Here is a 23,600-nt window from a genome sequence, read left to right on the forward strand (position 1 = left end):
AGTGAATGGAATGTGTTATAATTTACTATAGTCAATAAAAAGAAGGTGAACACATGATTTTTGAAGCAAAGAAAAATGATATACGTAAAGCTTTTGGAATGATAGAAAAAATGTTGACCTCTAAGGAATCGAAAGATGATGAGTACGGTACTTTTACAATGATTGCTGAAAAAGAAAAAGTGGTCTTTGTGGGAGATAGCGAAGATTTTCCTGTTATGACCTTTGTAAGCAATGCCAATGTCATAACAGCAGGGGAAATCACAGTTTCATTGGAAGAAATCACAAGCGTTTTTAAGGCCTCATTTAAGAAAAATGTACTACTAACGCTTGAATCTGAAGAGGAATTTCTGAAAATTGATGATGGATTTTATGAGCCTCAAAGAATTCAACGTGTCAATGAGTATGAAAAGAGTGGTTTTCCGATTTCGAGTAATAAATTATTTTCTATAAATAAAGAGGTTTTACATAACAGTATTTACGAATGTGCAGTTGCTGTTAAGAAGACTTACTTAAAAGGAACGAGTTACTTACAAGTAAATGTTGACAAGTCAATTGAGTTTTGTGCTACAAGTTTACATCAAGTCATTCAAAAAACTGTAAGTGCAAATATTGATAATAAATCTCTTTTTTATATTGAAAAAGAGGTAGTGGCTCGTATGATTCGTCTATTAAAAGAAGATAAGTCAAAAGAGCTTGAATGCTTTTTATCCGATAATGAAATCCACATTTCAACAACTATGATGCAGTTCAAAGTACCTATTGAAATAGCCATCGCTTTTCCAAGAGTTAAAGAGATTTTGACATTAATTACTTCGAAAGATATATATCCTATGTGTAAGAAAGATGTCATGTCCCGAATGGGCGATATTGATGCTTATTACAAGGAGAAAGGGATTAAAGATACAAAAGATACACATCTTCTAATTACATTAAATGAGCCATTTGAAATCGTTCCTGATGCACCTAAGGAAGAGGACGAATTTTGCGAGGGTTTAATACCTAAAGTAAGAACTATATTTCTTGGTGAGTCGATGATAAATGAATCTGAAAAGAGTGTAGAAGACGAACAACATATAGACGTGGATTCAGAAACTCCTTCGAAAATGCAATTAACAGAAGGAAAAGTAAATGCATTACTTCCTGGAAATATCGGAATCTATCATCCTGAAGAAGTGGTCTTTGTCAGTAATTGCACAATCCTAAAGTATGGTCTTTTTAAAAGTATTGTCAAAGGGATTAAAGAAGAAGATTTATCAATTTATAATACGGACTCAATTGGTTGTGTAAAAGAACCTCTAATTATTGAATATCAGAATGAACAAAATGGTCATTATCAATCGCTGATTATGCCAGTTGTGAAACGTTAGCAAGGAGGTTGTTTATGGAAACCAGAGAAGAACGAGGTATAAAGAAAGTGAAGGAACAGAAGAAGAAAAAGACCTCTAAAAAAAGAAAGGTCTTGAAATTCTTCTTAGGCACAAGTTTAGTAACACTTATTGGTGCAAGTGGTGTTTTCGGGTATGGCTATTATAAGTATGGGGATGAAATTGCTAAGTCTATCACAAAAGGGTATGACAAAGTAAGTAAAATTAATGCTTCGACATTTAATAGTAAGAAATCAACACAGATTCTCGATAAAGATGGGAATATATTGAAAGAACTAAAAGCACAAGAATTTTCATATGTTTCTTCTAAAGATATGAGTCCATTTATTGAGAAAGCATTTGTTTCCATTGAGGATGAGCGTTTCTATGACCATAGAGGGATTGATTTTAAAGGTTTACTACGTTCTGTATATACGTTTGTTAAAAGTGGTGGAGGAACCGTACAAGGTGGCTCTACGATTACACAACAGTTAACAAAGAATGTCTTTTTAACAATGGATAGGACGATGTGGCGAAAAATCGAAGAGATGGTAATTGCACAAGAATTAGAAGAAAAATACTCTAAAAAAGAAATTATGGAATTCTATGTAAATAACATTTATTTCGGTCATGGTAAATATGGAATTGAAACAGCTTCACAATACTATTTTAGTAAGTCAGCTAAAGATTTGAAGCTTTCAGAAGTAGCGATGCTCTCAGGTGTTCCAAATAACCCAAGTATTTATGACCCTGTAAAAAATCCTGAAAAAGCGAAGAAAAGACGAAATATCATTTTATTTAAAATGAAAGAACTTGGCTATATAGGTGAAAAAGAGTATAAGGAAGCTGTGACTGAAGAATTAGGGTTAAATGTAAATCCAAATACAATTAATAATCAGATTGAAGGAAGTGCCCTTACGTATGCCATTGATAACGCTGTAAAAGTGTTGATGGAAGAGGATGGTTTTAATTTCCGTTATCAATTCAAAGATGATGCAGACAGAAAAGCATATTTTGAGAAGTACCAAGAAAAATATGATGAAATGCGTCAGAAAATTGTAATGGGTGGATTTAGAATTGAAACATCTATTGACCCTAAAAAACAAGAAGAACTTCAAAATGTTGTAGATGCTGAAATGAAGAAGTTCAGAGAAAAAGACCCGAATTCTGGGATTTATAAAAAACAATCAGCAGTAACAACAATAGATAATACAACTGGAGAAGTTGTTGCAATTGTTGGTGGTAGAACACAAGAAGGAAATAACTTCAATAGAGCATATTTAGGAGCCAGACAGCCAGGTTCTACAATGAAACCTTTAGTTGCATATACTCCTGCCTTTGAAAGAGGTTATTCACCAGATAGTGTGCTTGAGGATAGTGAAGTTCCTAAGGGACCAAGAAACTGGTACAGAGGATATAGAGGGGCAGTGACTGTTAGACATGCCTTAGAAAGCTCTATTAATACGATACCATTTAAATTAGCATCTGAATTTGGTGGTAATACAATAACGCAGTATCTTACTAATATGGAATTTAAATATTTAACACCACAAGATAACAATCCAATTATTGCAGTGGGTGGTTTGACAAGAGGGGCTACAACAGTAGAAATGGCTTCTGGATATTCTACAATTGCAAGAAGTGGTCAATTCATTCGTCCAACAAATGTTAGAAAGATTACATTCTTATCTACAAATGACGTGATTTATGAAAATGACAAAAAAACAGTAAAAGTATATGACAAAGGTGCTTCTTATTTAATGACAGATACTATGCGTTCTGTACTTCATGGAGACCAAGGTACAGGTAAACAAGCTAATATGAGTAATTATCCGTTTGCGGTTGGTAAAACGGGTACAACTGATAGCAATAAAGATTCTTGGTTTGTAGGATATACACCTTATTATACAACCGCTGTGTATACGGGTGATGATACACCGCAAGAACAATCAAACTCTATTAGTATTACAACAATGGATATCTGGAGAAAGTTCATGGAACAAATTCATGAAGGTTTAGAAGTCAAAGACTTTGAAAAACCAGATACTGTTTTCGTACAAGATGGTAAATTGGTTAATAGCTTATATACTGTGAAGCAAAAACAAAATGTGCGTGAACGTAATGAGTCAAAACGAATTCGAAAAGAAACAAATGCTCAACAAGAACGTTTAGATGCTGAAGACTATCGTATTATTCATGGACTAACGAAATCTGAGGAGTTAGAACGAGAGCGATACATGAAAGAGTTAATCACTCAAATTAATGATTTCTCAGCTACAGAACCTTCACAATATGATGCGGTTAAAACATTAGAAGAAGATGGTTGGAAACGATTGGACAGAGTGAAACACAAATCAGCATATGATGATTTAAAAGTAGAATTCAATAAATCGTTACGTAAAGTGGCACGAGATAAGGCTAATTTAGAAGAGAAAATCAGACAAGAAAAGTTAGCTGAAGAAAGAAGGAAACAAGAAGAAGAAAGAAAACGATTGGAAGAGGAACGAAGACTGAAAGAGGTTGAAGAAGCGAAGAAGGTGGCAGAGCAAAAAAGAATTGAAGATGCAAAGAAAAAAGAAAAAGAAGTAAATAAAGCGAAACAAAATGTGAGTCAACCAACACCAAATACGGTGAATGAAAATCCAATAGTTCCGCAAGATGGCCAAGAGGTAAATGCATCACAAGACCAAGCTCAACCTCAAACTGAAGTGCAACCTACTCTTCCGAAAGTAGAAGAACAACCTTTGCAGTCAAATACGCAAAGTGAATAAACCAAGAGGGGCAGGTGATAAAGAATATTACCTGCTCCTCTTTTTATAGAAATGTAGTGTTCGTTAGATACTTTAGAACGCTCGACAATATAAATTAGATAGAAAATAAACAGTAAGGAGATGGAGGATTTTGAGTAATTTATTTGATTTGAAAAACAAAAAGGTTTTATTTGGAATGATTGGTGTAGTTGTATTGCTAATTGGTGCAATTATTGGTGGTGTGATGTTTTTATTTAAGGAAAAACCAGTAGATTTGAAAGAGGTATCTTTTGATAATTTAATAAAAGTAGAATATCAAGTAATAAATAAAGAGTTCTCAAAAAATGATGTTAAACTCGTAATTGGCTCAACTAAATTGAAAGATGAAGATATGAAAGACCTTACTGATAAAGTACAAGATTTAACACATAAAAACGTAGAGCTTTTCTTCTTTGATAATAAAGAAAAAAGAGATGTACCAAAAGAATTTTATGTAGATGGTTTAAAGAATAAAACAATTGCTACTGAAAAGCATCTTGAATTCTTAGTGTTTAACAGTATTCCTACAGTGGATAAAAACATGAACGCAACAAAAGATTGGAAGATTAGTAAGGCTGATATGAAAGATGGGCTTCTCTACGTAAACACTTCTATCAAAGGCAATAAAAAACAAGAAGATATCGTAGCTCAACTAAAAGGTCTTCAAGATATGGTTCAAAAATTAAATGCTGATAAAAATGTAAAAGATGTAGAGTTTACGGTTAATGCAGGAATTTCTAATACATATAAGTACAATACAAAATTTAGTACAGTATTAGCAACAGCAACGCAATACAATTATAAAACTGAAAAATAAGGAAGAGGGCAGATATTATCTGTCCTTTTCACATATTTGGTCAGATAAAAAAGGTTTAGTAAAATACTAAGCCTTTTTATTGTTTATATTCGGATTTTATATCTCCAGTTCTAACTTTGAATGAAGAAACAACGGTTCTCTCTGATGTTTGATTATTCGTTAAGTCTCCAGGAATGAAATTGCTTAATAAATCCCATTTTAAATTAGTTTCTAATTTAATCGTGATTTCATTACCATAGTCTTTTAGTGGAACGTTTATACTATTTGTTAATCGTCTACCATCAATATACATACTCCAATCAGATTCTTTTAATCCAGAACGCTCTAAGGAATTTTTAACGTTTTGGTATAGTTCTTTTGAATGAATGTATTCACCTTTGAAATTTTCAGGCGTTCTCGTCTTTACACCACCTTGAGCTCCAACGACCCTTGAAACATAGGCGTTTGTAGATGAAATGGAATTTATTTTGCTTAATATAGCAGACAAGTCAATAAAAGCTCCAATTGCAATGATGAATAACATGGCACATATCGCAATTTCAATCGTAGCAACACCTTTTTTATTTTCTAAAAAAGTCTTGATTTTCATTTTTAATTTCATAGCAAATCCTCCTCAAAATTCAATATATTGTATTATATATAGTCAATGAGGAGAATATGAAACATACATGTTTTATCATCAGACTTTCTTGTTATTTAAATTCATGCATATTTTAAATGACTATCATCTATAATGCACTGTAAAAATAAAAAAGAAAGGGGATGTAGTAATGAGAAAACAAAAGAAATTTATAGATAGAATATTTGAAATTCCTACTGATTTTTTACTTACGTATAATGGAGAGTATGGTCATTTACGTGTCAATCCAGTTAATTCGGAAGTAATAGATAAGATTGATAGAGATAAAATTCAAGAAGATGTGAAAAAAATATATTTAGAAGAAAATAAAGAGTCTATAGTAGAGGGGATTGAGCTTTCATATCAAGAGCAAGAAGATGAGGGAATTCCCAGGCAAATGTATTTAAAACAATGTTTAAAAGCGTATACAACAAAATGGTATGAATATGATGATGTGTATATATATAAGAAGAATACCTTATACAAAAAGATATTAGAGGGGTTATGTGAGGGGACCGCTTTTAAAATTCAAGATGATAGAAATGGATTACTTCTATTCTCGAATTCTTATTCTGCTCAACTACTATACAAAGGTAGTTATGTGGGCATGATAAAAATAAATGATGACGGAACAACACAAATTATAAATTAAAAGGAGCGTTACGTTTATCAGATGATGAGTCGTAACGCTCCTTGTGTTTGTTTTTGCGAGAATAAGAACCTTTTCCTTTTTTTGTACGGTGTTTCCCGTTCCCTCTGTTTACTTCATTTAAATGCTCATGGATATTGTCAATTTTAGATTTCCAATGTCCACCTTCAATTTTAATTGTCATTTTCTTCATATTTACCACCTCGTAATAATGTATTTGTTCCATAATTTATTATAACATAAAATAAGAAATTAGTAAAATATTATTTACTATAATGAGTTATTTTATATATGTGAAAAACATTAAGAATATGAATAAAATTAATTTACATGTATATAATGATGTTATCGTGCGTGATGGCGAGTTATCCGAGGGAAAGGTTAGCTGTATAATCAGTAAAAGAAGATACTTTTAAAGTGTCTTCTTTTTTTATTGTGGTGGGGACTTGATGTATTAGGGGTAGGAAAGAATGGTAAGATTTCTGAAAGAAAAGGAAGATTTTATTCTGTAACATAGTAAAGGTCGAGAAAATAAATCTCGACTTTTTTTATATTTATGGAGGGAAATATCTATAATATATGGATTATAACAAAACAGGTATTTGATAAATTTATTTAATAGGGAGAGATTTTATATATGATGATTAATGCGATTAATTCATTATTAAGAAAAAAAGGTACGATGATTTGTAATAACGGTGTAATGGAATTTTGTTCAGCGGAAAAGCAAGCTTACTTAGAGAATGAAGAAGTAATTGCATCTGCAATAAAGAATTTCATCGAGAATTTTAATATTGATTTTTTAAATGAAGTGAATGTATATGAAGGTAGATTTTTTGCTATTCAAGTGCATCAACAAGTGTTAGGTGCTGTTACATATAAGAAGCAAAAAATAGAGAGAAATAGCATTCGTGTAGATGGCATGATTAATGTAAAAGGTATACAACAATCATTTACTCTATTTTACAATGTAAGTAGATTGTCAGATGATTACACAAGAATTAAAACAGTCGGTTTACAGAATAGAAACGTTGAAGGAAGAAATCTTAAGCAATTACTAAAAGAGCAGAAATTAGTAATTAAAGCTTTGAATAAAGAAACAAGAAAAGCTTCAAATATTTAAAACGGAAACTCGCTTATTATAAGCGAGTTTTTGTTTTATTAATTATGAAATTATGGAGTTGAATTCTTAAACAAACTAAATTATATAAACATTATTTCCTGATAAGGAACTTAGTATTATATAAAAAATAATTGAACAGGAGGTAGTGAAAATGAAGAAAATAGAATTGATTGAGATGCTACAGAATGATAATAGACCTATGGATGCAGAGGTTGAAGTATACCTTGACTGTATGAATAATGATACAGGAATATGGGCGAGAATTACTGGATTGACGTATGATAAAAAACTAAAATCTTTGCATTTTACAGGTGAATATGAAGAGTAAATGCTTAAAACACAAAGTTACTTTATCTAATAACTTTGTGTTTTTTATACTTAATAGTAGCTATACTTGTGTCGTGAGTCTCTCCATGGGATATCAAATGAATTCAGTTAATGTAAAAAAACATCCTTATTATTTATTCCACTATTATATGTACATATCTTATAATCATCTTTTCTATAATCCCTTCTAATTTCATTATTGTCATAGCACTTATCTATTATCAAAGGAAATTAAACCTTTATTCATAGCTCGAACCTATTAAGCTCAAAAAATATCAACTATTGATTATATTTTTTGTTTTATATGTATAGAATATAGCATCTAAAAAAGATAAATAAAACATTGAATATATTTAATGAAAAAGAGGAGCGATTTTAAAATGAAATTACGAGACTATGACGAATCACAATACGAGGAAGTAATTACGAAAGAGAAAATTAGAAGGACGAAACCTCATAAATCTGAAGCAGAACAAGTGAAGGGTCGAAAATTAAATAAACGTAGAAAAGTTGCTAAGACTGAATAGAGAGCTTGATTATATATCAAGCTTTTTTATTTTGCAGATAAGTGTAAGTGTTTATAGAATAATATATTTGTTTATAAGGTTCATATAATATATTAAATAATTTAATAGAAAGAGGTGTTTTATACTATGAATGAACAATTATTGACAAAAGAAGAATTCGCATTGAAAATCACTGATAAATCTAATATTAATGGAATTCATCGTTTAGGGAATACGTTGGTTATAGGCTCTAAAAACACAGGGAAAACCACGGAAATGCTACCATTAATGGCACAACAAGATATTAACAATAAAGAGTGTGGTGCTACTTTTATTGTGGGAAGGAAAGACATTTCTTGTATGTTGTACGGCATGGCCAAGAAAGCAAAGAGAAAAGTTGTATTCTTAAAACCGAGTATAGATGAAAAGGCAAGAAAAATTCTTGAATTTAAAAGTTATGAATATAACCGAGTAAAGGAAGAGGTTATTGATTATGAAGAGGTCATTAGTAAAAAGATGATAGTTATTATTGATATGGAATACGTAGTGAATGGGGATGATGGTATTAGGGCTACTGCAATGCTATTATCTCAATTGCAACTAAGTATGCAAGTAAATGAAGATGCCAAAGTATCGCCTCACTTTGTCTATATTGATGACTCTCAATACTATCTTCCATTTGTAGAATTATTACTCTCTTGTGGAGATGATTATTGTATTGGAAGTACACTCTTTATGCAAAGTAAAAAGCAAATGATTGATGAGCGGGGCGATTATGAGGCTATGTTAGAGCCTAATATTAATAACTTTGTGTTTATGAACTCTCTCATTTATGAGGATTCTATTTATTACCAAAAGCAACAAGTCTATTACAGTTATAAAGAATTTGTAGGAAGAGGACGCAATGAGATTATTTGTGAAACCAAAAACGAAAAAGGGGAACGTTCTGTTGTCTTAGGTATTTTGAATCTTGTAGAAGACGCAGAAGATTGTATGCGAATAGGATTGAATCATAAAAAGAAAATGATGAAAAAGATGCCTAAAATAGAAAGGGAACAGGGAGCAGAAAAAATAGTACAGTTACAGGAAAAACAAAAACCTATTCAAAAATCTATTGAGGCGATACATCAAAGGAAGAGCAAAAAGAAACAATTTTTACAAACTGATTTTGAATCAGATGAGGAGTATTAACCCTAATTTCATTGACTATAATCAAGCTTGTTTTCTGAAAAAAATTTGGTTAGACTATAGGTAGAGAATGAATCGACAGGGGAGAGATATGAATGAGTTTGAAAAGAAAAAGCGAATCGTTAAATGATTTAAAATCAGTTATTATGTTTTTTATAAAAGATGTAAAAACGGACTTATTCATCACAACAAAGGGTAAGAAGTTATATCGTGCAAACGCCTATGAGTGTAAATCTGAAGGTTTATTATGCCAAGTGGGGGATATAGACGGTGGTAAAACCGTTCTCGTAGAGTACCCAGATATTAAGAGGATAGAAGATAAAATTGAGGGAATAGTGTATTATGAAATAAATGAATAAATAAAAAAGACAGAATGTATCTGTCTTTTTTATTTATTAAATTTGTTTTGAAACTTTTCAACTTCCTCTTTTAAAGTAATGACTTGTGTGAAGTCTGTGAGGTCAAGCTTCAAGATGAATGAAGCAAGATTTTCTATTTGTGATAAAGGAATCTTCATATTATCAACACGAATCATAGATTCTTTTGAAAGCCCTGCCATTTCTAAAACCTTTTGAGGATTAAGTGAAAAGAATTCACAAAGTTGTTCTAAGACTGCGATAGAAGGGTTTTTTCTATCTCCATTCTCCAAACGATGTAAATATGATGCACTTACTCCGATTGCTTTCGCTACTTTTTCTAAAGATAATTTTTTCTTGTTTCTTTCTGATTTCAAAAACGCTCCTAATTCATTCTCCATTGTTTCTGCTGTTTTTAATTTTAGTACCGTTGTCATTGTTTGTTCCTCCCCTATATATGCCATAACGACTGTATATCTCCATGATGTAAAAATAGTCCATTGTAAAAAAACTTTTAAATTTTATACCCATTAAGTATTCCTATTGTATGTTGTTTTTATATTATATTTATTAAATGTAATCGCGATAACAAAATATGTGCATAAAATAAAATCATATGAACATATCATTTTATTTTATATAAAAAATCAACCCATTCTGACAATAGGTTACTCAATGTTTTTTATCTCACGAAATAAAACTGTTTCGTTTCTCATTACGTGTGGTAAATCCTTGTGATAGTGCCCGAAATACCAATGAGAAAAATTTAAATTTTTATATATAGATTCTAAGTATTTATTTAAGCAATCTGGTTTTGGACGGAATCCATATAGTCTACATAGCATTTCTAATGTTTCTGTACGGCAAGTGTGTGTAAGCACATAGTCAATACTATAGTTGTATTTTTCTAAATTAGAGATCCCTTCATCCATTTCTTTATAAGAAGGAAGTTCTTCCTCCCACCAATCAATTCCATTCATTCTTCTGTATTTATCTGTTGATGATGCACCACCAAAAGTAAAAAAATTCTTGTTGTTTATAGTAAAAACTTGCCCACGCATGAGGTGAATAATATTGTCGCTTAAGAAGTGAACTTTCCCACCGTTCCATGTTTTTTCCTCATACTTATTTAATAACGTAAAATTTTCATGATTGCCATCTATAAATAAAGTTGTAAATGGTTTTGCAACCAACTGTTGAAATAAATCTTTTTCATTTTCTGAGTTATTCCATGGGAATCCAAAATCCCCCACAACGACAACATAATCATTTGTTGTTAAGTAGTCTATATCTAATATCCTTTGTATATCTAAAACACCATGTATATCTCCAGTTATTTGAATTCTTGACATTTTAATCTCCTCCATGATATTATCATAAAGTCTTTATTAACTATAGTCAATGAAATTCATAGAAAAGGATGAGTGATTATGACTTCTTTAATTGGTTGGTTAACACCTAATGCTACATTAGTTCCATGTGAATATGGAGGTCATCAGTATTTTGCAAGAGAGGTTTTAGATGAGAAACACTGGAAAGAAGATAAGTATAAAAAGATGGGTGAATTAAGAGAGTTTCATATGCCTGACGATGAATACCTGAAACGATTCAAGAACTATATTCCTATTTCGAGAGGTTTCGTAGGATTTCTTATAGATGAGAATCATACTTATCAAATTACACAAGCTCAAATCAAGTGGTTCAAAGAGAATTATGACAATTTGGATGAAAGACAAAGAGAAGATGTTGACATTCTTTTCGAAGATAAGGAGCTGTGGCCGTCATGGAGCTAAAAAAAATCAAGAGATTAAAAAATATAATCTATACGTTATTTGCGGTCATTGCAATTTTTTCATTCTATAAGATTCATGCGATGAACAAATCAATTGAAAAAGCAAACCATCCTACGGGTAGTGAATTTACGGTTGTGCATAAAGACATTACAAAAGATGATGAAAATTATGCGGTGCTTGTTGATGAGTTTTTAACACCAGAGAATTTGAAATCAGTTGCAGAGAATATCGTTAAAGACGAAAATAAGGATAAAAAAATTATCATTAGAATGTATTCAGATAAAGATTTAATCAAAAAAGAGAAAGTTATTGCAACAGTAACATATACAAAAAAAGATGGTTATCAAATTACTGATTATGATGAAGGTGAAGATAAGTGAAATGCAGGATTTGTAATGTAGATGAATCTGAGTACTTATCAGAACTGTGTAAGCAATGTAGTTATTTATTGCGTATGGGATATACAGAAGAAGATGTAAAAGAGGTTAGAAGTGGAACATATAAGGTGACGGACTATGATTATTTTGTATCGTATTCGTATGTAAAAGGTAATAGTCATGGGTTTGATAATGACCTAATTAATATATTTGAACATCCATCTGAAAAAGGGATTCTTTGGATAAAAGAAGTTCAAACAAGAATTAAAAATAAGTATAAGTATGCTGAAGTAAAGATTATTAATTTTCAAAGATTTGTAGATTACAAATAGGAGTGGAAAAATTATGGATGCAATTATACAAGAAAAATCATTGAACATGATTGAGTTTATTGAATATCAAGCAGAAATACAACGAAAATACATCCAAAAAGAAATTAGTGCTGAAGACGCTATGGAATTGACTGGAAAGATGTTTATTCGTTTGCAGTTGAATTTAGAAGAGATAAACTCTCGTAAAAATTAAGTCATAGAGAAGGAGGGGAATATTATGTTTAAAAAAATTCATGAATATGAAGGTGGAAATATCGTTTTAGAGGATGAGGAGTTTGGTACTGATGAAGTGACTTTGAAGTGGGATGGGTGTATTGATTACAGCATTGGTTTTAATGGTGTTAAACCCCGTGAGGATAAAACAGGAGAAGATACAATGTCTATTCATATTTGCGATATTGATGAAATGATTAAAAAACTCCAAGCATTAAAAGAGTATGGAAGAAAACACTTCAATAATGAGTATTGGCAGTAATTCAATAAAAGTAAGCAATAGGAGTTCTATCCGAATAAGGAGGGAATGTATATGGAAGCAAAATATGATTTGTCCTTGATGGAAGCAATTGAATAGAGGAAAATGAAATTCTACGTAAGTAGTCTTGGACTTGGGCAATATTAAATACGTATTTTATAAGTAGAATGGGGAGTGAATAAATATGATTTTGTTTAGGGGAAAACCGATTGAAGATTATGGTGATACAAAATGGTTTTATGGCAATGCTGTAATGAATTATGAAGATAACTTAGCTTATATTGAATCACCAGGACAAGGTTTTGTTCCAGTAGAATGGGAATCAGTTAGTCAATATATTGGGCTGAAAGATTCAAGTGATAAAAAACAAATGGTGTTTGCAGGGGACATTATTGTTGGGAAGCGTCCATCACATTGGCATGGTGGATATGACAATGTAAAAGGTGTAGTCTGTTTTTCAGGTACTCGCTATGGATTTGAGGTTAATGGAATGGGTGGGGGAGACCTTCATTCTATTGAATTAATTGAAGTGATTGGGAATATATATGATAACAAAGACTTATTAGATAATGAATATAACAAATTAAAATAAAAGAAATGGAGAGGGTTTATATGAGTAAGAATATTAAATGTCCGACATGTAAAGAAGAATCAACTATGCATTTATGGGATGAAAAAACAAAACAATTTTACGGTCAAAATGCTTTATCTATCACATTAGCAAGTAAAGTAGGTTGGAGTGAACACATTTGTCCAAAGTGTACATCAAAAGCATATAACAACGAGGTTATTTAAAAAGAGGTTCCTGAAAAAATCAGGTAACCTCTTTTTTATGTTTTTATTATAGATATGAATATCCTTTGTGAGAAACTTGTCGGTCATTTACGTCGCATTCCCAACGAGTATTAAATAAATCTTTATTTGGTACAGTGAAAAATCCTAAATGCCATAACGAAATGAAACTTACATGAAAACTTTTCTTTTTTGAAGTATTGTCAACAAATGAAATATATTATAGATGGAAATATTTTTTCTATTACTTTAAAATTTCACGTACCGTATTTATAAATAATAAATCAAAACAAAAGATAACAAGGATAAACAACATTTGTGTAAATAACAAGAAAAAAAGACCTTAAAAAGGTCTCTTACAGCAATATTTTTTCAAGAATTTCTTCTTTCGATAAACCATTTTCGATTTGTAAATCAAATGCTTTTTTCAGTAAAATGCTAAATTCTTTACCAGGTTTTAATCCTGCATCAATTAAATCTTTTCCTGAAACAAGAGGGGAGATAGTAGATTGTTCTCCAACTGTTTGCAGTTTTTCTATTTTTTGATGGAACCATTCTTTTACTTCTGTGTAATCTTTCTTTTCTTCAGAAATACCTCTACCTTTATGGTCTGCTTCTCCGAACAACACAATGTCTTCGATATTAGTGGCAACCATTAATTTTCGAACAGCCTTGTCTGAACAAAATGCAATTGAGTTTGGTCTCATATGATGTTCTACCATATTTAAAACCTTTTTAATTAATCGTTTGTCATTAGTAATTCTCTTCAAAAATTGCTTCGCAACAGGTACACCTTCTTCAGCATGTCCACGAGCTGTTATCTGTCCATTTTCCTGAATGACAGTTGTAATAGGTTTTCCCATGTCATGGGTAGGTCCCAACAACATAAACGCAAGAGGATTTGAAGATAGATGCTTTAAGCTTGCTAATTCATCAATTACCATCATTGTATGTGTCCACACATCACCTTCAGGGTGGAAGATAGGATTTTGAGGGCAATCAATTAATGCATCTAATTCAGGAAACAACTTTTTAACAATAAGCATTTCTCTCATATATGAAAAGAAAATAGAAGGTTTTTCGCTTTTCATTAATGCTTTTAAAAACTCTTCAAAAATTCTTTCTCTTGGAAGAGAGAATCGAAATCCCTTGCATAAATCAATTGTTTCTTCTGCAATTGTAAAGTTGAACCTTGAAGCGAATTGACAAGCTCGAAATGCTCTTAATTCATCTTCAATAAATGTATGTTCATCAATGTGACGAATGATGCCTAACTGAATGTCAGAGACACCATTAAAGTGGTCAATTACTTCCTCAGTTAACACATCTACCATAATAGCATTCATTCTAAAATCTCTGCGTTTTGAGGCTGTTAGGGTGTCCAGGAATGGGTCTACAACAACATCGAATCCTGTATGGCCATCATCTGTCTTTACCTCTTTACGGGGCATAGAGAAGTCGATATCTACTCCGTAAATTTTTAAAATACCGAAGAAAGCACCGAACTCATCTACATATCCAAACTGAGATAAGATAGTTCGTAACGTTTCAGGTGTAATACCGTAAATTTCTACATCAATATCTTTACTTTCCTTATTCATGAACATATCTCGAACATAACCACCAACATAAAATGTTCGACCTCCATGATTTTTAATCTCTTGAGCAACTTGCAATAAAATTTGCTTTGTTTCGTTTGTATTCATTATAAAAACACTCCTTGTATAATAGATTCCTTGTGAAATACCTGTTCTTTCAAATCTACTTATTATAAGCAGTAGAACAGAAATATATATTTTTAATATAAAGATTTACATATAATTCTTTAAAAAGTGAGGTGAGAATCATGAATATTGATGTTACAGTTAAAAAGAATTTAATTGTCGGGTTGTATGTAGAAGTTCAAACGTCCAAAGGTGAAATAGAACGTGGGTACATAAAAGAAATCCTCTCTCAATCCAATAATAAAAAAGGAATTAGAGTTAGGTTATTAAATGAAATAGAAGGTAGGGTACAATATGTATTTTCGAAGCATGAAATTAAAGCTGAAAACTTCAAATTTTATAACCTATTCTTTTTTGAACCATGTATCTATTCCTTATGGGATAAAAGAACCAGAACATATGTGACAATTAACAGAAAAAACTCAGTCTATAAAAACTATGAAAACCTCGCATTCTTGTTTACCACGAAAGAGAAAGCGAAAAAATTAATTACAGGAACAGAATTAGATACCCCAGATATTCAAATCAAAACTATCAATAGAAAGAAACCCATTGTTGAAGTTTTTAAAGATAAAGGAATTGATAAATTCACAATTGATGGTGAAAGAAAATTGTCTTTCGAAAAGATGAAAGAATGGGAGAAATATTTCCGAGAACAATAGTTTATGTAGCACTCTTTTTGCAAAGGGTGCTATTTTTCTATAAAAATATCAATTGTCAGAAACATTACACTAACATTACAGACTGTTAAGAGTCGTTTACATAACGATAACCTCGTTGTTTTTAGTCAATAAAATTTATATCATAAACTATAGTAAATGACAATAATTTAAATTACATATATATAAATTAAAAGGAGATGATAGTTTATGAGAAAGAAAAGTAAAAAGGTTATTGCTTTAGCAACGTTAGCTACTGCATTATCATTTAATACATTACAGGTATTTGCGAGTCCTGAGATTGAAGAAGCAGAAACGAAAGTTCAAAAAATGGATAATGAGATTATCGAATCCATGACAAAGCTTGATAAGTTAACAAAAGACATTGAAAAGTCGGGGAAAAAAGTAGAAAAAGCACAAGAAGATATAGTGAAAACACAGGAGAGCTTTGAACGTACAAAAGGAATTTCTAAGAATAGATTAAGTGTAATTCAAGAAAAGAATGCTCCTAAATTTAGTTATATTAATGCTCTTGTTTCTTCTGAAGGAATTACAGACTTTATTAGCAAAGTATCTGCCATCAACACGGTTGTAGAAGCTGATACAGATATGATGGGTTCTCTAAAAGAAAAAGAGGCTGATTTAAAGGAGAAAAAAGAAGTTTTAGATAAAGAGACTGTTAAATTAAAAGAGAGTAAAGAGCAAGTAGAGACGGAAAAACAAAAGCTCGAAGAAAACAAAGCACAGGTAGTAGTGGAAATTCAAAAGCTGAAAGCGGAAGAAGAGGAACGTGCTCGTCAAGCTGAGATTGAAAGACAAAAAGCTGAAGAAGCAGAACGAAATCGCCAAGCTCAGTTAGAAGCTCAAAAACAAGTCGAATCAAGTGCTCAAAATCAATCACAAGAGCAAAATCAATTCCGTATTACAGTACAACCGCCAGTGATTGCAGGAATTCAAGGGAGTCGTAATGCAACTGCCCAAGCTCCAACATCGAATACAGATGGTGTAAAAGCTCCAGTATCTGTATCCGTTCCAACAGCTCCTGTATCTACAGATAAAGCTCAAAATGTGATTGCTGAAGCGAAAAAATTCCTTGGTCTTCCATATGTATGGGGAGGAACAACACCTTCTGGATTTGACTGCTCTGGATACATGCAATATATCTTTAAAAATGTTGCAGGAGTGAAATTACCAAGGGTTGCGAGAGAACAACAAAATGCAGGTGTACAAATTCCTGTAAGTGAAGTTCAACCAGGGGATTTAATTTTCTGGGGCAAACCTGCACATCACGTAGCAATGTACATTGGTAATGGTCAATACATTCACGCTCCACAAACAGGAGATGTAATTAAAATCTCTAAAATGAATCCAAGTGGAGTAACAAGTGCAACACGAGTGTTAAATTAATACAGATACATAAGCTCTCAAGAAACGTTTCTTGGGAGTTTCTGTTTGATAAAAGAAAGGGATGCTTCCAATGAACAAACCAAAGAAAGTTGAAGAACAAGATAAAGAATTTATTAGAAAATTAGCAGACTTACATAACTTAGTTGCTATTGGCGAAATAGAAGATTCAAAGTTTGATGCGTATGTTATGGGAAACAAAGAACATTTTTCTCATCCGATTTGTTTAGCTATCATAATGGAGCGTATAAAAATATCAACTACTTATTTTGATGGACATTACAAACTATGTGAAATCGCATATGGATTCATACGAGAATACTCAGAATGGGTTTACTCGAAACTTCCAATTACTACAACAATCAAATTAGCGGTCTTTGAAGAAACTTTTGAGAAATACAAACTCTCATCAAATGAATAAGCAGGTAGATAATGGGCGAATGATATCATTTCGTCCTTTTTGCTTATATTCGACCAAATTGATTTATAAAACCTGCTACTAAAATCTAATATAAGGTATATCAAATAAAGGGGGGTTATTCCATTGAAAAATCCAATGTTGAAAGATAAAGAGAAATTTCAGCAATCATCAATCAATGAAGAACATATGACAGTAGGAGGAACAGTAGCAAAAACATTCATCTATTTAATTCTGTTATTAGGAGCGAGTTTATACTCGTTTATGCAGATACAGAATGGTACCATGGGGATGAAAACATCTGTAGGGCTAATCATTGGTATTTTAATTGCCAGTTTTGTTATTTCATTGATAACAGCATCAGTTCCTAAAATAGCATGGTTAACAGCTCCTATTTATGCAACCTTAGAAGGGGTTTTAATCGGTTTTATCTCTACGATGATAGAACATAAATACCCAGGTATTGTTTTACAAGCTGTATTAGCAACTATTGCAGTTGTGATGGCTATGCTATTCCTATACACAACTCGAATCATTAAAGTAAATGAAAAGTTTTTAAACGTAGTAAAGATTGCAACGTTATCTGTTTTGATTATCTATTTAGTAGATATTGCTCTTATGTTATGTGGTGTACCAATTCCATTCCTGCATGATAGCAGTCCATTAAGTATCGGTATCAGCTTACTAATTATCGGAATTGCATCTTTAAATCTTCTTGCAGATTTCTTCTTCATTGAAGAAGGTGTAAATGCAAAAGCTCCAAAATATATGGAGTCATACTTCGGATTTGCTTTATTGGTTTCAATTGTATGGTTATACCTTGAAATACTGAAATTCTTAGAAAAGATTAGAAAATAAGCTATCAACATTGATAGCTTATTTTTATTGTGTATGTGTATTTGAAATAGATGTAAATAAGGATAGTTTTTGATAGATATTCTTCATGTCTTTTGTGGTTAATACGGGAGATGAATCCTTTATGAGATTTTGGATTGTTTTTTCTATATCATCTACTTGTATTACCTTTGCTTTTGTACTGGATGACAATTTAACTTTTACTGTTAACGTTTCTTTCCCAAAAACAATAAGAGGGGTTAATCTTTCATAAGGAAGAGATAAGTATTGTGACAAGAATCGAGTACATTGCTTATTTTTTGGAAGCGGGTTCGGAAATTGATATTTGTTTTTTGCTGTAATCCATTGAACCCATTCTTTACTCTTGTCAGAGCCGTATACTTTCCCTTTTAAGGTTTGACATTCGATTGAGTATACACCACTTGAATGTATAAGAACGATGTCAATGTCATTTGTTTGCCCATCTTGATAAGGGATATGTACATTTGCTAATAACATACTATCAGGAAAAGATTTTTCTAACCTTCTAAAAATTCTCCACTCTGCTAATATGTTTTTATCTTGATTTATATTTTTGTAATGAAATCCTGTTATGTCTTTGTAGGTAGAATCATGATAATTCCATCTATTGAGTAGTAAGTATAGTGTTACGGTTACAAATAAAAACGTCAGTACAAAAGAGCCAATAAAAAGAAATAATTCCATACGGCATCCTCCTTTCGGGAAAAGATATAGTTATTATAGATGATTTATAATATAAATATATGCTGAAATCAACCGTATTTTCGTTGACAATAGTAAATAAAAGTTTTATGATAAATAGCAACAAATGAAAGGGTGGTGTTTAGATGTATACAAATCAAATGCACAAAGAATTAGCCTATTTAAGAGGATATTTAAAAGGGAAAAATTTCAACTATGCTATTATTTCATTGAACTTAGCAGAAAAGATGCATGAACGACAAACAAGAAAAAGTGGAGAGCCTTACATTAGCCACCCTGTTCGCATAGCGAATGCAATTATATCTTTAGGCATTCATGATGAAGAAGTCATCTCAGGAGCTTTGCTACACGATATTTTAGAGGATACAGAAGTTACCGTAGATATGTTATTAAATGTATATTACTTACCTAAAAAAATTGTAGATATTATCATTCGACTAACAAAAACAACAATCGTCAAGCAAAAAGAGATTCCAGAAATGACAACCGATGAGTACTATGAGCAAATGCGATTATGCTTTAAAACCAGTTTAATCAAAATTGCTGATAGATGTCACAACGTAAGTACCATGTACTTCTTTGATGATAAGAAAAAGATACAACGATACATTAAAGAGACAGAAGAATATGCATTACCACTTTGTAGTTACGTAAGTGATATGTGCCCTGAATACTCAGACTACATCTATACCATGAAATATCAAATAGAGAGTATTTTGGAGACGATTAAAACACTTGTCCCTGAATGTAGAACAGTAGAAGATGTAGCAAGTTAATAAAAGTGAAAATCCTTGTTTTACAAGGATTTTTTTATTGACTATAGTAAATGAAAAGTGTATGATTAGTTTATACCTTAAGAGGTAAAACAAGACGAGAAAACAACAGGTAATGGAAATGCGTTCAATTTGGTTGAACTATATCCTACACCTATACAAAACCAAAAAGCGAGGTGTTACTTTGCAACTTGACTTATTCGAAAATGAAATGGAACCCGATAAATTCCGTTATACAAATGCAATTTGGAATGAGTTAAGATTAAATACTTCTTGGAGTATTGGCTCTGTAGCATCTCTTATAGAAAAAGGTACTTTTCGAACAAAAGAAGAATGGAAAGAATTTTATTTTCATTCTGGAAATCAACGTTTAGAAAAATTAAAACAAATGGATTTAAGCGAGGATTTAAAAAGAAAGGTTATCTTAATTCGACCTGACGGTAAAATTCCATATGCCGTAAAGCAATTGAATTATGAGTATGGAAGAACCAGAGGGAGTTTAGCCTTCAAGGGAGATGTTCTTTATAACGAAATCGTTAAAAGAGGGAATCCTTACGGGTTAACGAAGAGAGAATGCCAATATGCAGTGTTTTATCGAGTGATTGCTGAGAGTTGGAATGGCGTTGTCGTTAGAGAACGCAATACAATGGATGCACTGCAAACGGAGTTAAAGAAACAAGGTGTTATTGTATCTTGTAAAAAAACATCGGGTCGTATTGATTACAAATACGAAGTAGATTATGAGTTATTTAAAAATGATACATTATTATGTGGTATCCAAGTGAAACCACCAAGCTATTTACAAGACACTCCTTATTTACGAGAAACAAAAGAAGTGAATGAATATAAGAATAAAAAATACAAGCAAGACTATAAAGTAGATGTTTTTTATGTATATTCGAAGACAAATGGAGAAATTGTAAATGCTGAAGTCATAGAAGAAATTATTTCGCATATTTCGAAAACAGTATCTAATTGATTACGAAAACAAAATAATTTGTTTGTTATTGAAAGGAAATACTCGGTTCCATAAAAGGAATCAAATAATCGTTACATTTATATAATAAAAAATACTGAATCAAATTCAAATGATTCGTTGAATACAAATAACATTATGAGGTGATTAGAAATGGAAAATAAAAATACAATTGTTTTATCAGCGGAGATGGATATGGAGATTGAAGAAGCGAAAGCTTCTATGAAAGGAAAATCGACTGGCATTCCTCAAGTGGATGTATTAGTCATTATGGCTACTTTAGTAAATCAGAAAAAACCACATACAACAGCGTGGTTAAACGAATCAAGTTATAATTACAAAATTTTAATTAAAGCGTTAGTGAATGGGTATGAAGTCGAAGAGGAATTCACTGATGAACCTATTGAAGAAGAGACCAAAATGGAAAAGGGTAAAGTAACGATTGAGATTGATTTTACTGGTGAAGGTGTTCAGATTCAATTCAACGGAAACCCGAATGATTATCAAAAGGCAATTCAAACGGTAGTTAAAAATGAGAAAATCCTTGAATTTATTGCACATCAAACTGTAGAGGGATTTGGTGCGGAAGAGGATACTGAGAAAGTTTGTTGCATGAGTGGTGGTTCTTGTCCGTTCGGTGGTGAGCAATTCTTTGCAAACCTGTTAGGTTTACACGAATTACCTGAAGAGATGGAAGAAACAGAAGAGTACAAAGCTTATTGTGAGGAAATGAAAGAAGTTCATGAAATCTTCAAGCTGTTTGGTCATCCTTTTGGTGAAATTGGTTTTGTAGATGCAGTTCCACAAGGTGTATTTGAAGGAATGATTCCATTTTTACATAAGATGTCTGGTTCGTTTACTACACATGCGAATCCAGAAGATATTTTCTCTACTATCGAGCGTCTTGCTCAAACCTTTACGGGAAGTCAAATGGCTCCAGATGAAGATATCGAATTGGAACATGGAGATGTGATGGTACTTGAAATCAATGGTTATCAAGAAGATGTTCGATTTTTTGTTTTGAAAAATGAACAAACTGGTTATATTCAATTGATGTCAACAAAACCGAACCTTCCATTCCGTATCCCTAATACATTTACAAATTCGGATAAACTGTTTGCATTTTTAAATAATCATCCTAAAATTAAAGATTGGGATATTATTGGGAATGTAAATGATACAGAACCACAAGTAGCATAACATCATACATACAATAGTAAAAAGCCTCTTATTACAAGGGGCTTTTTTATTTAGGCATAAAACACATGGGTAGGTGATTATAATAGACAGTTACATTTTTAGTAGGTGAGGTGTTGTGTATGAAAAAAATATTGAGAGTAATAGTCAATATAATACTTTTAGTTGTGGTAATTGTTGTAGTGGCAGGTACGTGTGTTAGGCAAGTAAATCAAACAGAAAATAATCAGAAGGTAGAAATATTGGAAGAAGCAATTGATAAGCATCAGGTCTCAGATGAAGTAAAAGAAGATGTAAAGGATATATTAGATACGTTTAAAAAAGAAGAGTACCTGTTAAGTGATAATTCAATAGGTATTTTAGAAGTTCCTAAGTTGAATTATAAAGCTTCTATTGGAGAAGGTACGAACTTTGATAAGGTGGACCAAGAGATTGGGCATATAAAGGATACTGCATTACCTGGGCAAAAGGGGGATGTTTTATTAGAAGGGTCTACTCATTTAAAATTCAAGAAATCCATTTTAGAACTAAGCTCATTAGAGAAAGAGGATAGTTTCATCATTAAGACGCTAAATGGTGAGTTTTGTTACGTGGTTCTAAATAAGAAGGTTGTTCCCAAAAAACAAGTTATTATGACGGGTGAAGAAAACATGGATGAATCTATGCTAACGATTTTGATAAAGGGTTATCCAGAAGAATATCTGGTAATTCAAGCGAAGTTATTATAAGAAGAGATTGAGAAGGGAAATCGTTATGTTTTTATATGTATGTAATTATAATGACAATGTGCTTTGATATGAATTGAAGAAGGAAGAGGTGTGGTCATGTTATTTAAAACAAAGAGAGGAATCCTATTAACAAGCTTTATGGTATTTCTAACGGTTTCTATAGGACTATCGACAATAGGTATCCCATTAGGGGATATCATGTCTCAACAACAAGAATTTATCGGTGGTAGCTTGGCGTTTCTCGTGATGGGATTCATGTTTACCTATTTTTTAGGAAAGCTATTTATTGATATTAAATATGTGATGGAAAAAGATTATCTGTTCGTGCAAGGAGGTATTTTTCGTTCTTATATTGCATATGAAGATATTCAAAAAGTAACAAAAGCAACAAATATTATTATGGGCTATAGAATCGTAGGCTCATCAGATGCTATTGAGATTTTTTACAAGTTAGCACCGTTTGGCAGTATAAAGATTTCTCCTAAAGAGCAAGAGAAGTTTGTAAAAGAACTAAAAAAGAGATGTCCAAACATGGTTGTGGATATGGATTTTAAATAAAGTGTTACAAGCATCAAACAATGATGCGTAACGCTTTTTTATTTTGTCCTTGTTTTATTTATTTCATCCAAAAAGAATATA

Annotated in this window: 31 protein-coding genes; 25 read left to right on the forward strand and 6 right to left on the reverse strand. The window is 31.7% G+C overall.

Annotated elements, in window-relative coordinates:
• Nucleotides 1-53: 53 nt before the first annotated feature.
• From MHB52_RS30750 to MHB52_RS30760, 3 genes are all read left to right on the forward strand, one after another.
• Nucleotides 54-1,367 carry a hypothetical protein gene (locus MHB52_RS30750; protein WP_061662638.1) on the forward strand — a complete coding sequence of 438 codons (1,314 nt, stop codon included), beginning with the start codon at nucleotides 54-56 and terminating at the stop codon, nucleotides 1,365-1,367.
• Between the two features lie 14 nt (nucleotides 1,368-1,381).
• A complete protein-coding gene (locus MHB52_RS30755) occupies nucleotides 1,382-4,135 on the forward strand; it encodes a transglycosylase domain-containing protein (protein WP_061662637.1) in 2,754 nt (917 codons plus the stop codon).
• Between the two features lie 130 nt (nucleotides 4,136-4,265).
• Nucleotides 4,266-4,970, forward strand: a complete 705-nt coding sequence (locus tag MHB52_RS30760) for a hypothetical protein (protein WP_061662636.1) — start codon at nucleotides 4,266-4,268, stop codon at nucleotides 4,968-4,970.
• 76 nt (nucleotides 4,971-5,046) lie between these two features.
• Here MHB52_RS30760 and MHB52_RS30765 read toward each other — a convergent pair whose 3' ends face one another.
• The gene (locus tag MHB52_RS30765) at nucleotides 5,047-5,571 is read right to left on the reverse strand and encodes a TadE/TadG family type IV pilus assembly protein (RefSeq protein ID WP_061662635.1); all 525 of its coding nucleotides are present in this window, start codon (nucleotides 5,569-5,571) and stop codon (nucleotides 5,047-5,049) included.
• 169 nt (nucleotides 5,572-5,740) lie between these two features.
• Here MHB52_RS30765 and MHB52_RS30770 point away from each other — a divergent pair, with 169 nt between their 5' ends.
• Nucleotides 5,741-6,241, forward strand: a complete 501-nt coding sequence (locus tag MHB52_RS30770) for a hypothetical protein (protein WP_061662634.1) — start codon at nucleotides 5,741-5,743, stop codon at nucleotides 6,239-6,241.
• On the opposite strand, the gene MHB52_RS30775 is transcribed toward MHB52_RS30770, so the two are convergent.
• Nucleotides 6,231-6,431 (reverse strand): hypothetical protein, encoded by a 201-nt coding sequence (locus MHB52_RS30775; protein ID WP_000738845.1) that lies wholly within the window; start codon nucleotides 6,429-6,431, stop codon nucleotides 6,231-6,233. The two genes, MHB52_RS30770 and MHB52_RS30775, sit on opposite strands and share 11 nt — an antisense overlap.
• Nucleotides 6,432-6,875: 444 nt before the next feature.
• Between MHB52_RS30775 and MHB52_RS30780 the strand changes: the two genes are divergently transcribed.
• The 5 genes from MHB52_RS30780 (at nucleotide 6,876) to MHB52_RS30800 (ending at nucleotide 9,741) form a co-directional block, all read left to right on the forward strand.
• Entirely contained in the window at nucleotides 6,876-7,361 is a 486-nt protein-coding gene (locus MHB52_RS30780; protein ID WP_061662633.1) for a hypothetical protein, read from the forward strand.
• A 151-nt stretch (nucleotides 7,362-7,512) separates the two neighbouring features.
• Nucleotides 7,513-7,689 carry a hypothetical protein gene (locus MHB52_RS30785; protein WP_154698619.1) on the forward strand — a complete coding sequence of 59 codons (177 nt, stop codon included), beginning with the start codon at nucleotides 7,513-7,515 and terminating at the stop codon, nucleotides 7,687-7,689.
• A 379-nt stretch (nucleotides 7,690-8,068) separates the two neighbouring features.
• Nucleotides 8,069-8,215: a hypothetical protein gene (locus MHB52_RS30790; RefSeq protein WP_000776546.1), complete on the forward strand. Its 147-nt coding sequence runs from the start codon at nucleotides 8,069-8,071 to the stop codon at nucleotides 8,213-8,215.
• Nucleotides 8,216-8,341: 126 nt separating this feature from the next.
• Nucleotides 8,342-9,385 carry a hypothetical protein gene (locus MHB52_RS30795; RefSeq protein ID WP_061662632.1) on the forward strand — a complete coding sequence of 348 codons (1,044 nt, stop codon included), beginning with the start codon at nucleotides 8,342-8,344 and terminating at the stop codon, nucleotides 9,383-9,385.
• Nucleotides 9,386-9,477: 92 nt separating this feature from the next.
• Nucleotides 9,478-9,741, forward strand: a complete 264-nt coding sequence (locus tag MHB52_RS30800) for a hypothetical protein (protein WP_061662631.1) — start codon at nucleotides 9,478-9,480, stop codon at nucleotides 9,739-9,741.
• A gap of 29 nt (nucleotides 9,742-9,770) precedes the next feature.
• Here MHB52_RS30800 and MHB52_RS30805 read toward each other — a convergent pair whose 3' ends face one another.
• Together MHB52_RS30805 and MHB52_RS30810 are read right to left on the reverse strand one after the other, a co-directional pair.
• Nucleotides 9,771-10,175 carry a helix-turn-helix domain-containing protein gene (locus MHB52_RS30805; RefSeq protein ID WP_240522612.1) on the reverse strand — a complete coding sequence of 135 codons (405 nt, stop codon included), beginning with the start codon at nucleotides 10,173-10,175 and terminating at the stop codon, nucleotides 9,771-9,773.
• A gap of 231 nt (nucleotides 10,176-10,406) precedes the next feature.
• On the reverse strand, nucleotides 10,407-11,090 hold the full coding sequence (locus MHB52_RS30810) for a metallophosphoesterase (protein ID WP_061662629.1): 684 nt from the start codon (nucleotides 11,088-11,090) through the stop codon (nucleotides 10,407-10,409).
• A gap of 78 nt (nucleotides 11,091-11,168) precedes the next feature.
• Here MHB52_RS30810 and MHB52_RS30815 point away from each other — a divergent pair, with 78 nt between their 5' ends.
• The 7 genes from MHB52_RS30815 (at nucleotide 11,169) to MHB52_RS30845 (ending at nucleotide 13,507) form a co-directional block, all read left to right on the forward strand.
• Nucleotides 11,169-11,531 (forward strand): hypothetical protein, encoded by a 363-nt coding sequence (locus tag MHB52_RS30815; RefSeq protein WP_061662628.1) that lies wholly within the window; start codon nucleotides 11,169-11,171, stop codon nucleotides 11,529-11,531.
• A complete protein-coding gene (locus tag MHB52_RS30820) occupies nucleotides 11,522-11,911 on the forward strand; it encodes a hypothetical protein (RefSeq protein ID WP_253703169.1) in 390 nt (129 codons plus the stop codon). The genes MHB52_RS30815 and MHB52_RS30820 overlap by 10 nt, the downstream gene beginning before the upstream one ends.
• Entirely contained in the window at nucleotides 11,908-12,240 is a 333-nt protein-coding gene (locus MHB52_RS30825; RefSeq protein ID WP_061662627.1) for a hypothetical protein, read from the forward strand. The genes MHB52_RS30820 and MHB52_RS30825 overlap by 4 nt, the downstream gene beginning before the upstream one ends.
• A gap of 13 nt (nucleotides 12,241-12,253) precedes the next feature.
• Complete coding sequence (locus MHB52_RS30830) at nucleotides 12,254-12,433, forward strand: hypothetical protein (protein WP_061662626.1); 180 nt, start codon at nucleotides 12,254-12,256, stop codon at nucleotides 12,431-12,433.
• A 24-nt stretch (nucleotides 12,434-12,457) separates the two neighbouring features.
• Nucleotides 12,458-12,715: a hypothetical protein gene (locus tag MHB52_RS30835; RefSeq protein ID WP_061662625.1), complete on the forward strand. Its 258-nt coding sequence runs from the start codon at nucleotides 12,458-12,460 to the stop codon at nucleotides 12,713-12,715.
• A gap of 181 nt (nucleotides 12,716-12,896) precedes the next feature.
• The gene (locus MHB52_RS30840; RefSeq protein ID WP_061662624.1) at nucleotides 12,897-13,304 is read left to right on the forward strand and encodes a YopX family protein; all 408 of its coding nucleotides are present in this window, start codon (nucleotides 12,897-12,899) and stop codon (nucleotides 13,302-13,304) included.
• A 20-nt stretch (nucleotides 13,305-13,324) separates the two neighbouring features.
• Entirely contained in the window at nucleotides 13,325-13,507 is a 183-nt protein-coding gene (locus MHB52_RS30845; RefSeq protein WP_242248583.1) for a hypothetical protein, read from the forward strand.
• Nucleotides 13,508-13,860: 353 nt separating this feature from the next.
• Here the strand turns inward: MHB52_RS30845 and MHB52_RS30850 are convergent, their stop codons facing one another.
• The gene (locus tag MHB52_RS30850) at nucleotides 13,861-15,210 is read right to left on the reverse strand and encodes a CCA tRNA nucleotidyltransferase (RefSeq protein ID WP_061662622.1); all 1,350 of its coding nucleotides are present in this window, start codon (nucleotides 15,208-15,210) and stop codon (nucleotides 13,861-13,863) included.
• A 140-nt stretch (nucleotides 15,211-15,350) separates the two neighbouring features.
• Here MHB52_RS30850 and MHB52_RS30855 point away from each other — a divergent pair, with 140 nt between their 5' ends.
• From MHB52_RS30855 to MHB52_RS30870, 4 genes are all read left to right on the forward strand, one after another.
• Complete coding sequence (locus tag MHB52_RS30855) at nucleotides 15,351-15,890, forward strand: DUF2196 domain-containing protein (RefSeq protein ID WP_061662621.1); 540 nt, start codon at nucleotides 15,351-15,353, stop codon at nucleotides 15,888-15,890.
• A 207-nt stretch (nucleotides 15,891-16,097) separates the two neighbouring features.
• On the forward strand, nucleotides 16,098-17,294 hold the full coding sequence (locus tag MHB52_RS30860) for a C40 family peptidase (RefSeq protein ID WP_061662620.1): 1,197 nt from the start codon (nucleotides 16,098-16,100) through the stop codon (nucleotides 17,292-17,294).
• 70 nt (nucleotides 17,295-17,364) lie between these two features.
• Nucleotides 17,365-17,712, forward strand: a complete 348-nt coding sequence (locus MHB52_RS30865; RefSeq protein WP_253703167.1) for a hypothetical protein — start codon at nucleotides 17,365-17,367, stop codon at nucleotides 17,710-17,712.
• A gap of 123 nt (nucleotides 17,713-17,835) precedes the next feature.
• Nucleotides 17,836-18,567 (forward strand): Bax inhibitor-1/YccA family protein, encoded by a 732-nt coding sequence (locus tag MHB52_RS30870; RefSeq protein ID WP_253703165.1) that lies wholly within the window; start codon nucleotides 17,836-17,838, stop codon nucleotides 18,565-18,567.
• 24 nt (nucleotides 18,568-18,591) lie between these two features.
• Here the strand turns inward: MHB52_RS30870 and MHB52_RS30875 are convergent, their stop codons facing one another.
• Complete coding sequence (locus MHB52_RS30875) at nucleotides 18,592-19,269, reverse strand: nuclease-related domain-containing protein (protein WP_061662618.1); 678 nt, start codon at nucleotides 19,267-19,269, stop codon at nucleotides 18,592-18,594.
• A 143-nt stretch (nucleotides 19,270-19,412) separates the two neighbouring features.
• Here MHB52_RS30875 and MHB52_RS30880 point away from each other — a divergent pair, with 143 nt between their 5' ends.
• From MHB52_RS30880 to MHB52_RS30900, 5 genes are all read left to right on the forward strand, one after another.
• On the forward strand, nucleotides 19,413-20,063 hold the full coding sequence (locus tag MHB52_RS30880) for an HD domain-containing protein (protein ID WP_061662617.1): 651 nt from the start codon (nucleotides 19,413-19,415) through the stop codon (nucleotides 20,061-20,063).
• A 181-nt stretch (nucleotides 20,064-20,244) separates the two neighbouring features.
• Nucleotides 20,245-21,039 carry a hypothetical protein gene (locus MHB52_RS30885; RefSeq protein ID WP_253703163.1) on the forward strand — a complete coding sequence of 265 codons (795 nt, stop codon included), beginning with the start codon at nucleotides 20,245-20,247 and terminating at the stop codon, nucleotides 21,037-21,039.
• A gap of 150 nt (nucleotides 21,040-21,189) precedes the next feature.
• The gene (locus MHB52_RS30890; RefSeq protein ID WP_061662616.1) at nucleotides 21,190-22,236 is read left to right on the forward strand and encodes a hypothetical protein; all 1,047 of its coding nucleotides are present in this window, start codon (nucleotides 21,190-21,192) and stop codon (nucleotides 22,234-22,236) included.
• Nucleotides 22,237-22,355: 119 nt separating this feature from the next.
• The gene (locus MHB52_RS30895) at nucleotides 22,356-22,961 is read left to right on the forward strand and encodes a sortase (protein WP_061662615.1); all 606 of its coding nucleotides are present in this window, start codon (nucleotides 22,356-22,358) and stop codon (nucleotides 22,959-22,961) included.
• A 96-nt stretch (nucleotides 22,962-23,057) separates the two neighbouring features.
• The gene (locus MHB52_RS30900) at nucleotides 23,058-23,519 is read left to right on the forward strand and encodes a PH domain-containing protein (protein WP_061662614.1); all 462 of its coding nucleotides are present in this window, start codon (nucleotides 23,058-23,060) and stop codon (nucleotides 23,517-23,519) included.
• The last annotated feature ends 81 nt before the right edge of the window (nucleotides 23,520-23,600 follow it).

The sequence above is a fragment of the Bacillus sp. FSL K6-0073 genome, assembly GCF_038006085.1.
Lineage (GTDB): Bacteria > Bacillota > Bacilli > Bacillales > Bacillaceae_G > Bacillus_A > Bacillus_A cereus.

What these genes read in the sequence shown, in the direction of transcription:
- MHB52_RS30750 (WP_061662638.1), top strand. Translation starts at nt 54, where the DNA reads ATGATTTTTGAAGCAAAGAAAAATGATATACGTAAAGCTTTTGGAATG.
- MHB52_RS30755 (WP_061662637.1), top strand. Translation starts at nt 1,382, where the DNA reads ATGGAAACCAGAGAAGAACGAGGTATAAAGAAAGTGAAGGAACAGAAG.
- MHB52_RS30765 (WP_061662635.1), bottom strand. Translation starts at nt 5,571, where the DNA reads ATGAAATTAAAAATGAAAATCAAGACTTTTTTAGAAAATAAAAAAGGT.
- MHB52_RS30770 (WP_061662634.1), top strand. Translation starts at nt 5,741, where the DNA reads ATGAGAAAACAAAAGAAATTTATAGATAGAATATTTGAAATTCCTACT.
- MHB52_RS30775 (WP_000738845.1), bottom strand. Translation starts at nt 6,431, where the DNA reads ATGAAGAAAATGACAATTAAAATTGAAGGTGGACATTGGAAATCTAAA.
- MHB52_RS30780 (WP_061662633.1), top strand. Translation starts at nt 6,876, where the DNA reads ATGATGATTAATGCGATTAATTCATTATTAAGAAAAAAAGGTACGATG.
- MHB52_RS30785 (WP_154698619.1), top strand. Translation starts at nt 7,513, where the DNA reads ATGAAGAAAATAGAATTGATTGAGATGCTACAGAATGATAATAGACCT.
- MHB52_RS30790 (WP_000776546.1), top strand. Translation starts at nt 8,069, where the DNA reads ATGAAATTACGAGACTATGACGAATCACAATACGAGGAAGTAATTACG.
- MHB52_RS30795 (WP_061662632.1), top strand. Translation starts at nt 8,342, where the DNA reads ATGAATGAACAATTATTGACAAAAGAAGAATTCGCATTGAAAATCACT.
- MHB52_RS30800 (WP_061662631.1), top strand. Translation starts at nt 9,478, where the DNA reads ATGAGTTTGAAAAGAAAAAGCGAATCGTTAAATGATTTAAAATCAGTT.
- MHB52_RS30805 (WP_240522612.1), bottom strand. Translation starts at nt 10,175, where the DNA reads ATGACAACGGTACTAAAATTAAAAACAGCAGAAACAATGGAGAATGAA.
- MHB52_RS30810 (WP_061662629.1), bottom strand. Translation starts at nt 11,090, where the DNA reads ATGTCAAGAATTCAAATAACTGGAGATATACATGGTGTTTTAGATATA.
- MHB52_RS30815 (WP_061662628.1), top strand. Translation starts at nt 11,169, where the DNA reads ATGACTTCTTTAATTGGTTGGTTAACACCTAATGCTACATTAGTTCCA.
- MHB52_RS30820 (WP_253703169.1), top strand. Translation starts at nt 11,522, where the DNA reads ATGGAGCTAAAAAAAATCAAGAGATTAAAAAATATAATCTATACGTTA.
- MHB52_RS30830 (WP_061662626.1), top strand. Translation starts at nt 12,254, where the DNA reads ATGGATGCAATTATACAAGAAAAATCATTGAACATGATTGAGTTTATT.
- MHB52_RS30835 (WP_061662625.1), top strand. Translation starts at nt 12,458, where the DNA reads ATGTTTAAAAAAATTCATGAATATGAAGGTGGAAATATCGTTTTAGAG.
- MHB52_RS30840 (WP_061662624.1), top strand. Translation starts at nt 12,897, where the DNA reads ATGATTTTGTTTAGGGGAAAACCGATTGAAGATTATGGTGATACAAAA.
- MHB52_RS30845 (WP_242248583.1), top strand. Translation starts at nt 13,325, where the DNA reads ATGAGTAAGAATATTAAATGTCCGACATGTAAAGAAGAATCAACTATG.
- MHB52_RS30850 (WP_061662622.1), bottom strand. Translation starts at nt 15,210, where the DNA reads ATGAATACAAACGAAACAAAGCAAATTTTATTGCAAGTTGCTCAAGAG.
- MHB52_RS30855 (WP_061662621.1), top strand. Translation starts at nt 15,351, where the DNA reads ATGAATATTGATGTTACAGTTAAAAAGAATTTAATTGTCGGGTTGTAT.
- MHB52_RS30860 (WP_061662620.1), top strand. Translation starts at nt 16,098, where the DNA reads ATGAGAAAGAAAAGTAAAAAGGTTATTGCTTTAGCAACGTTAGCTACT.
- MHB52_RS30865 (WP_253703167.1), top strand. Translation starts at nt 17,365, where the DNA reads ATGAACAAACCAAAGAAAGTTGAAGAACAAGATAAAGAATTTATTAGA.
- MHB52_RS30875 (WP_061662618.1), bottom strand. Translation starts at nt 19,269, where the DNA reads ATGGAATTATTTCTTTTTATTGGCTCTTTTGTACTGACGTTTTTATTT.
- MHB52_RS30880 (WP_061662617.1), top strand. Translation starts at nt 19,413, where the DNA reads ATGTATACAAATCAAATGCACAAAGAATTAGCCTATTTAAGAGGATAT.
- MHB52_RS30890 (WP_061662616.1), top strand. Translation starts at nt 21,190, where the DNA reads ATGGAAAATAAAAATACAATTGTTTTATCAGCGGAGATGGATATGGAG.
- MHB52_RS30895 (WP_061662615.1), top strand. Translation starts at nt 22,356, where the DNA reads ATGAAAAAAATATTGAGAGTAATAGTCAATATAATACTTTTAGTTGTG.
- MHB52_RS30900 (WP_061662614.1), top strand. Translation starts at nt 23,058, where the DNA reads ATGTTATTTAAAACAAAGAGAGGAATCCTATTAACAAGCTTTATGGTA.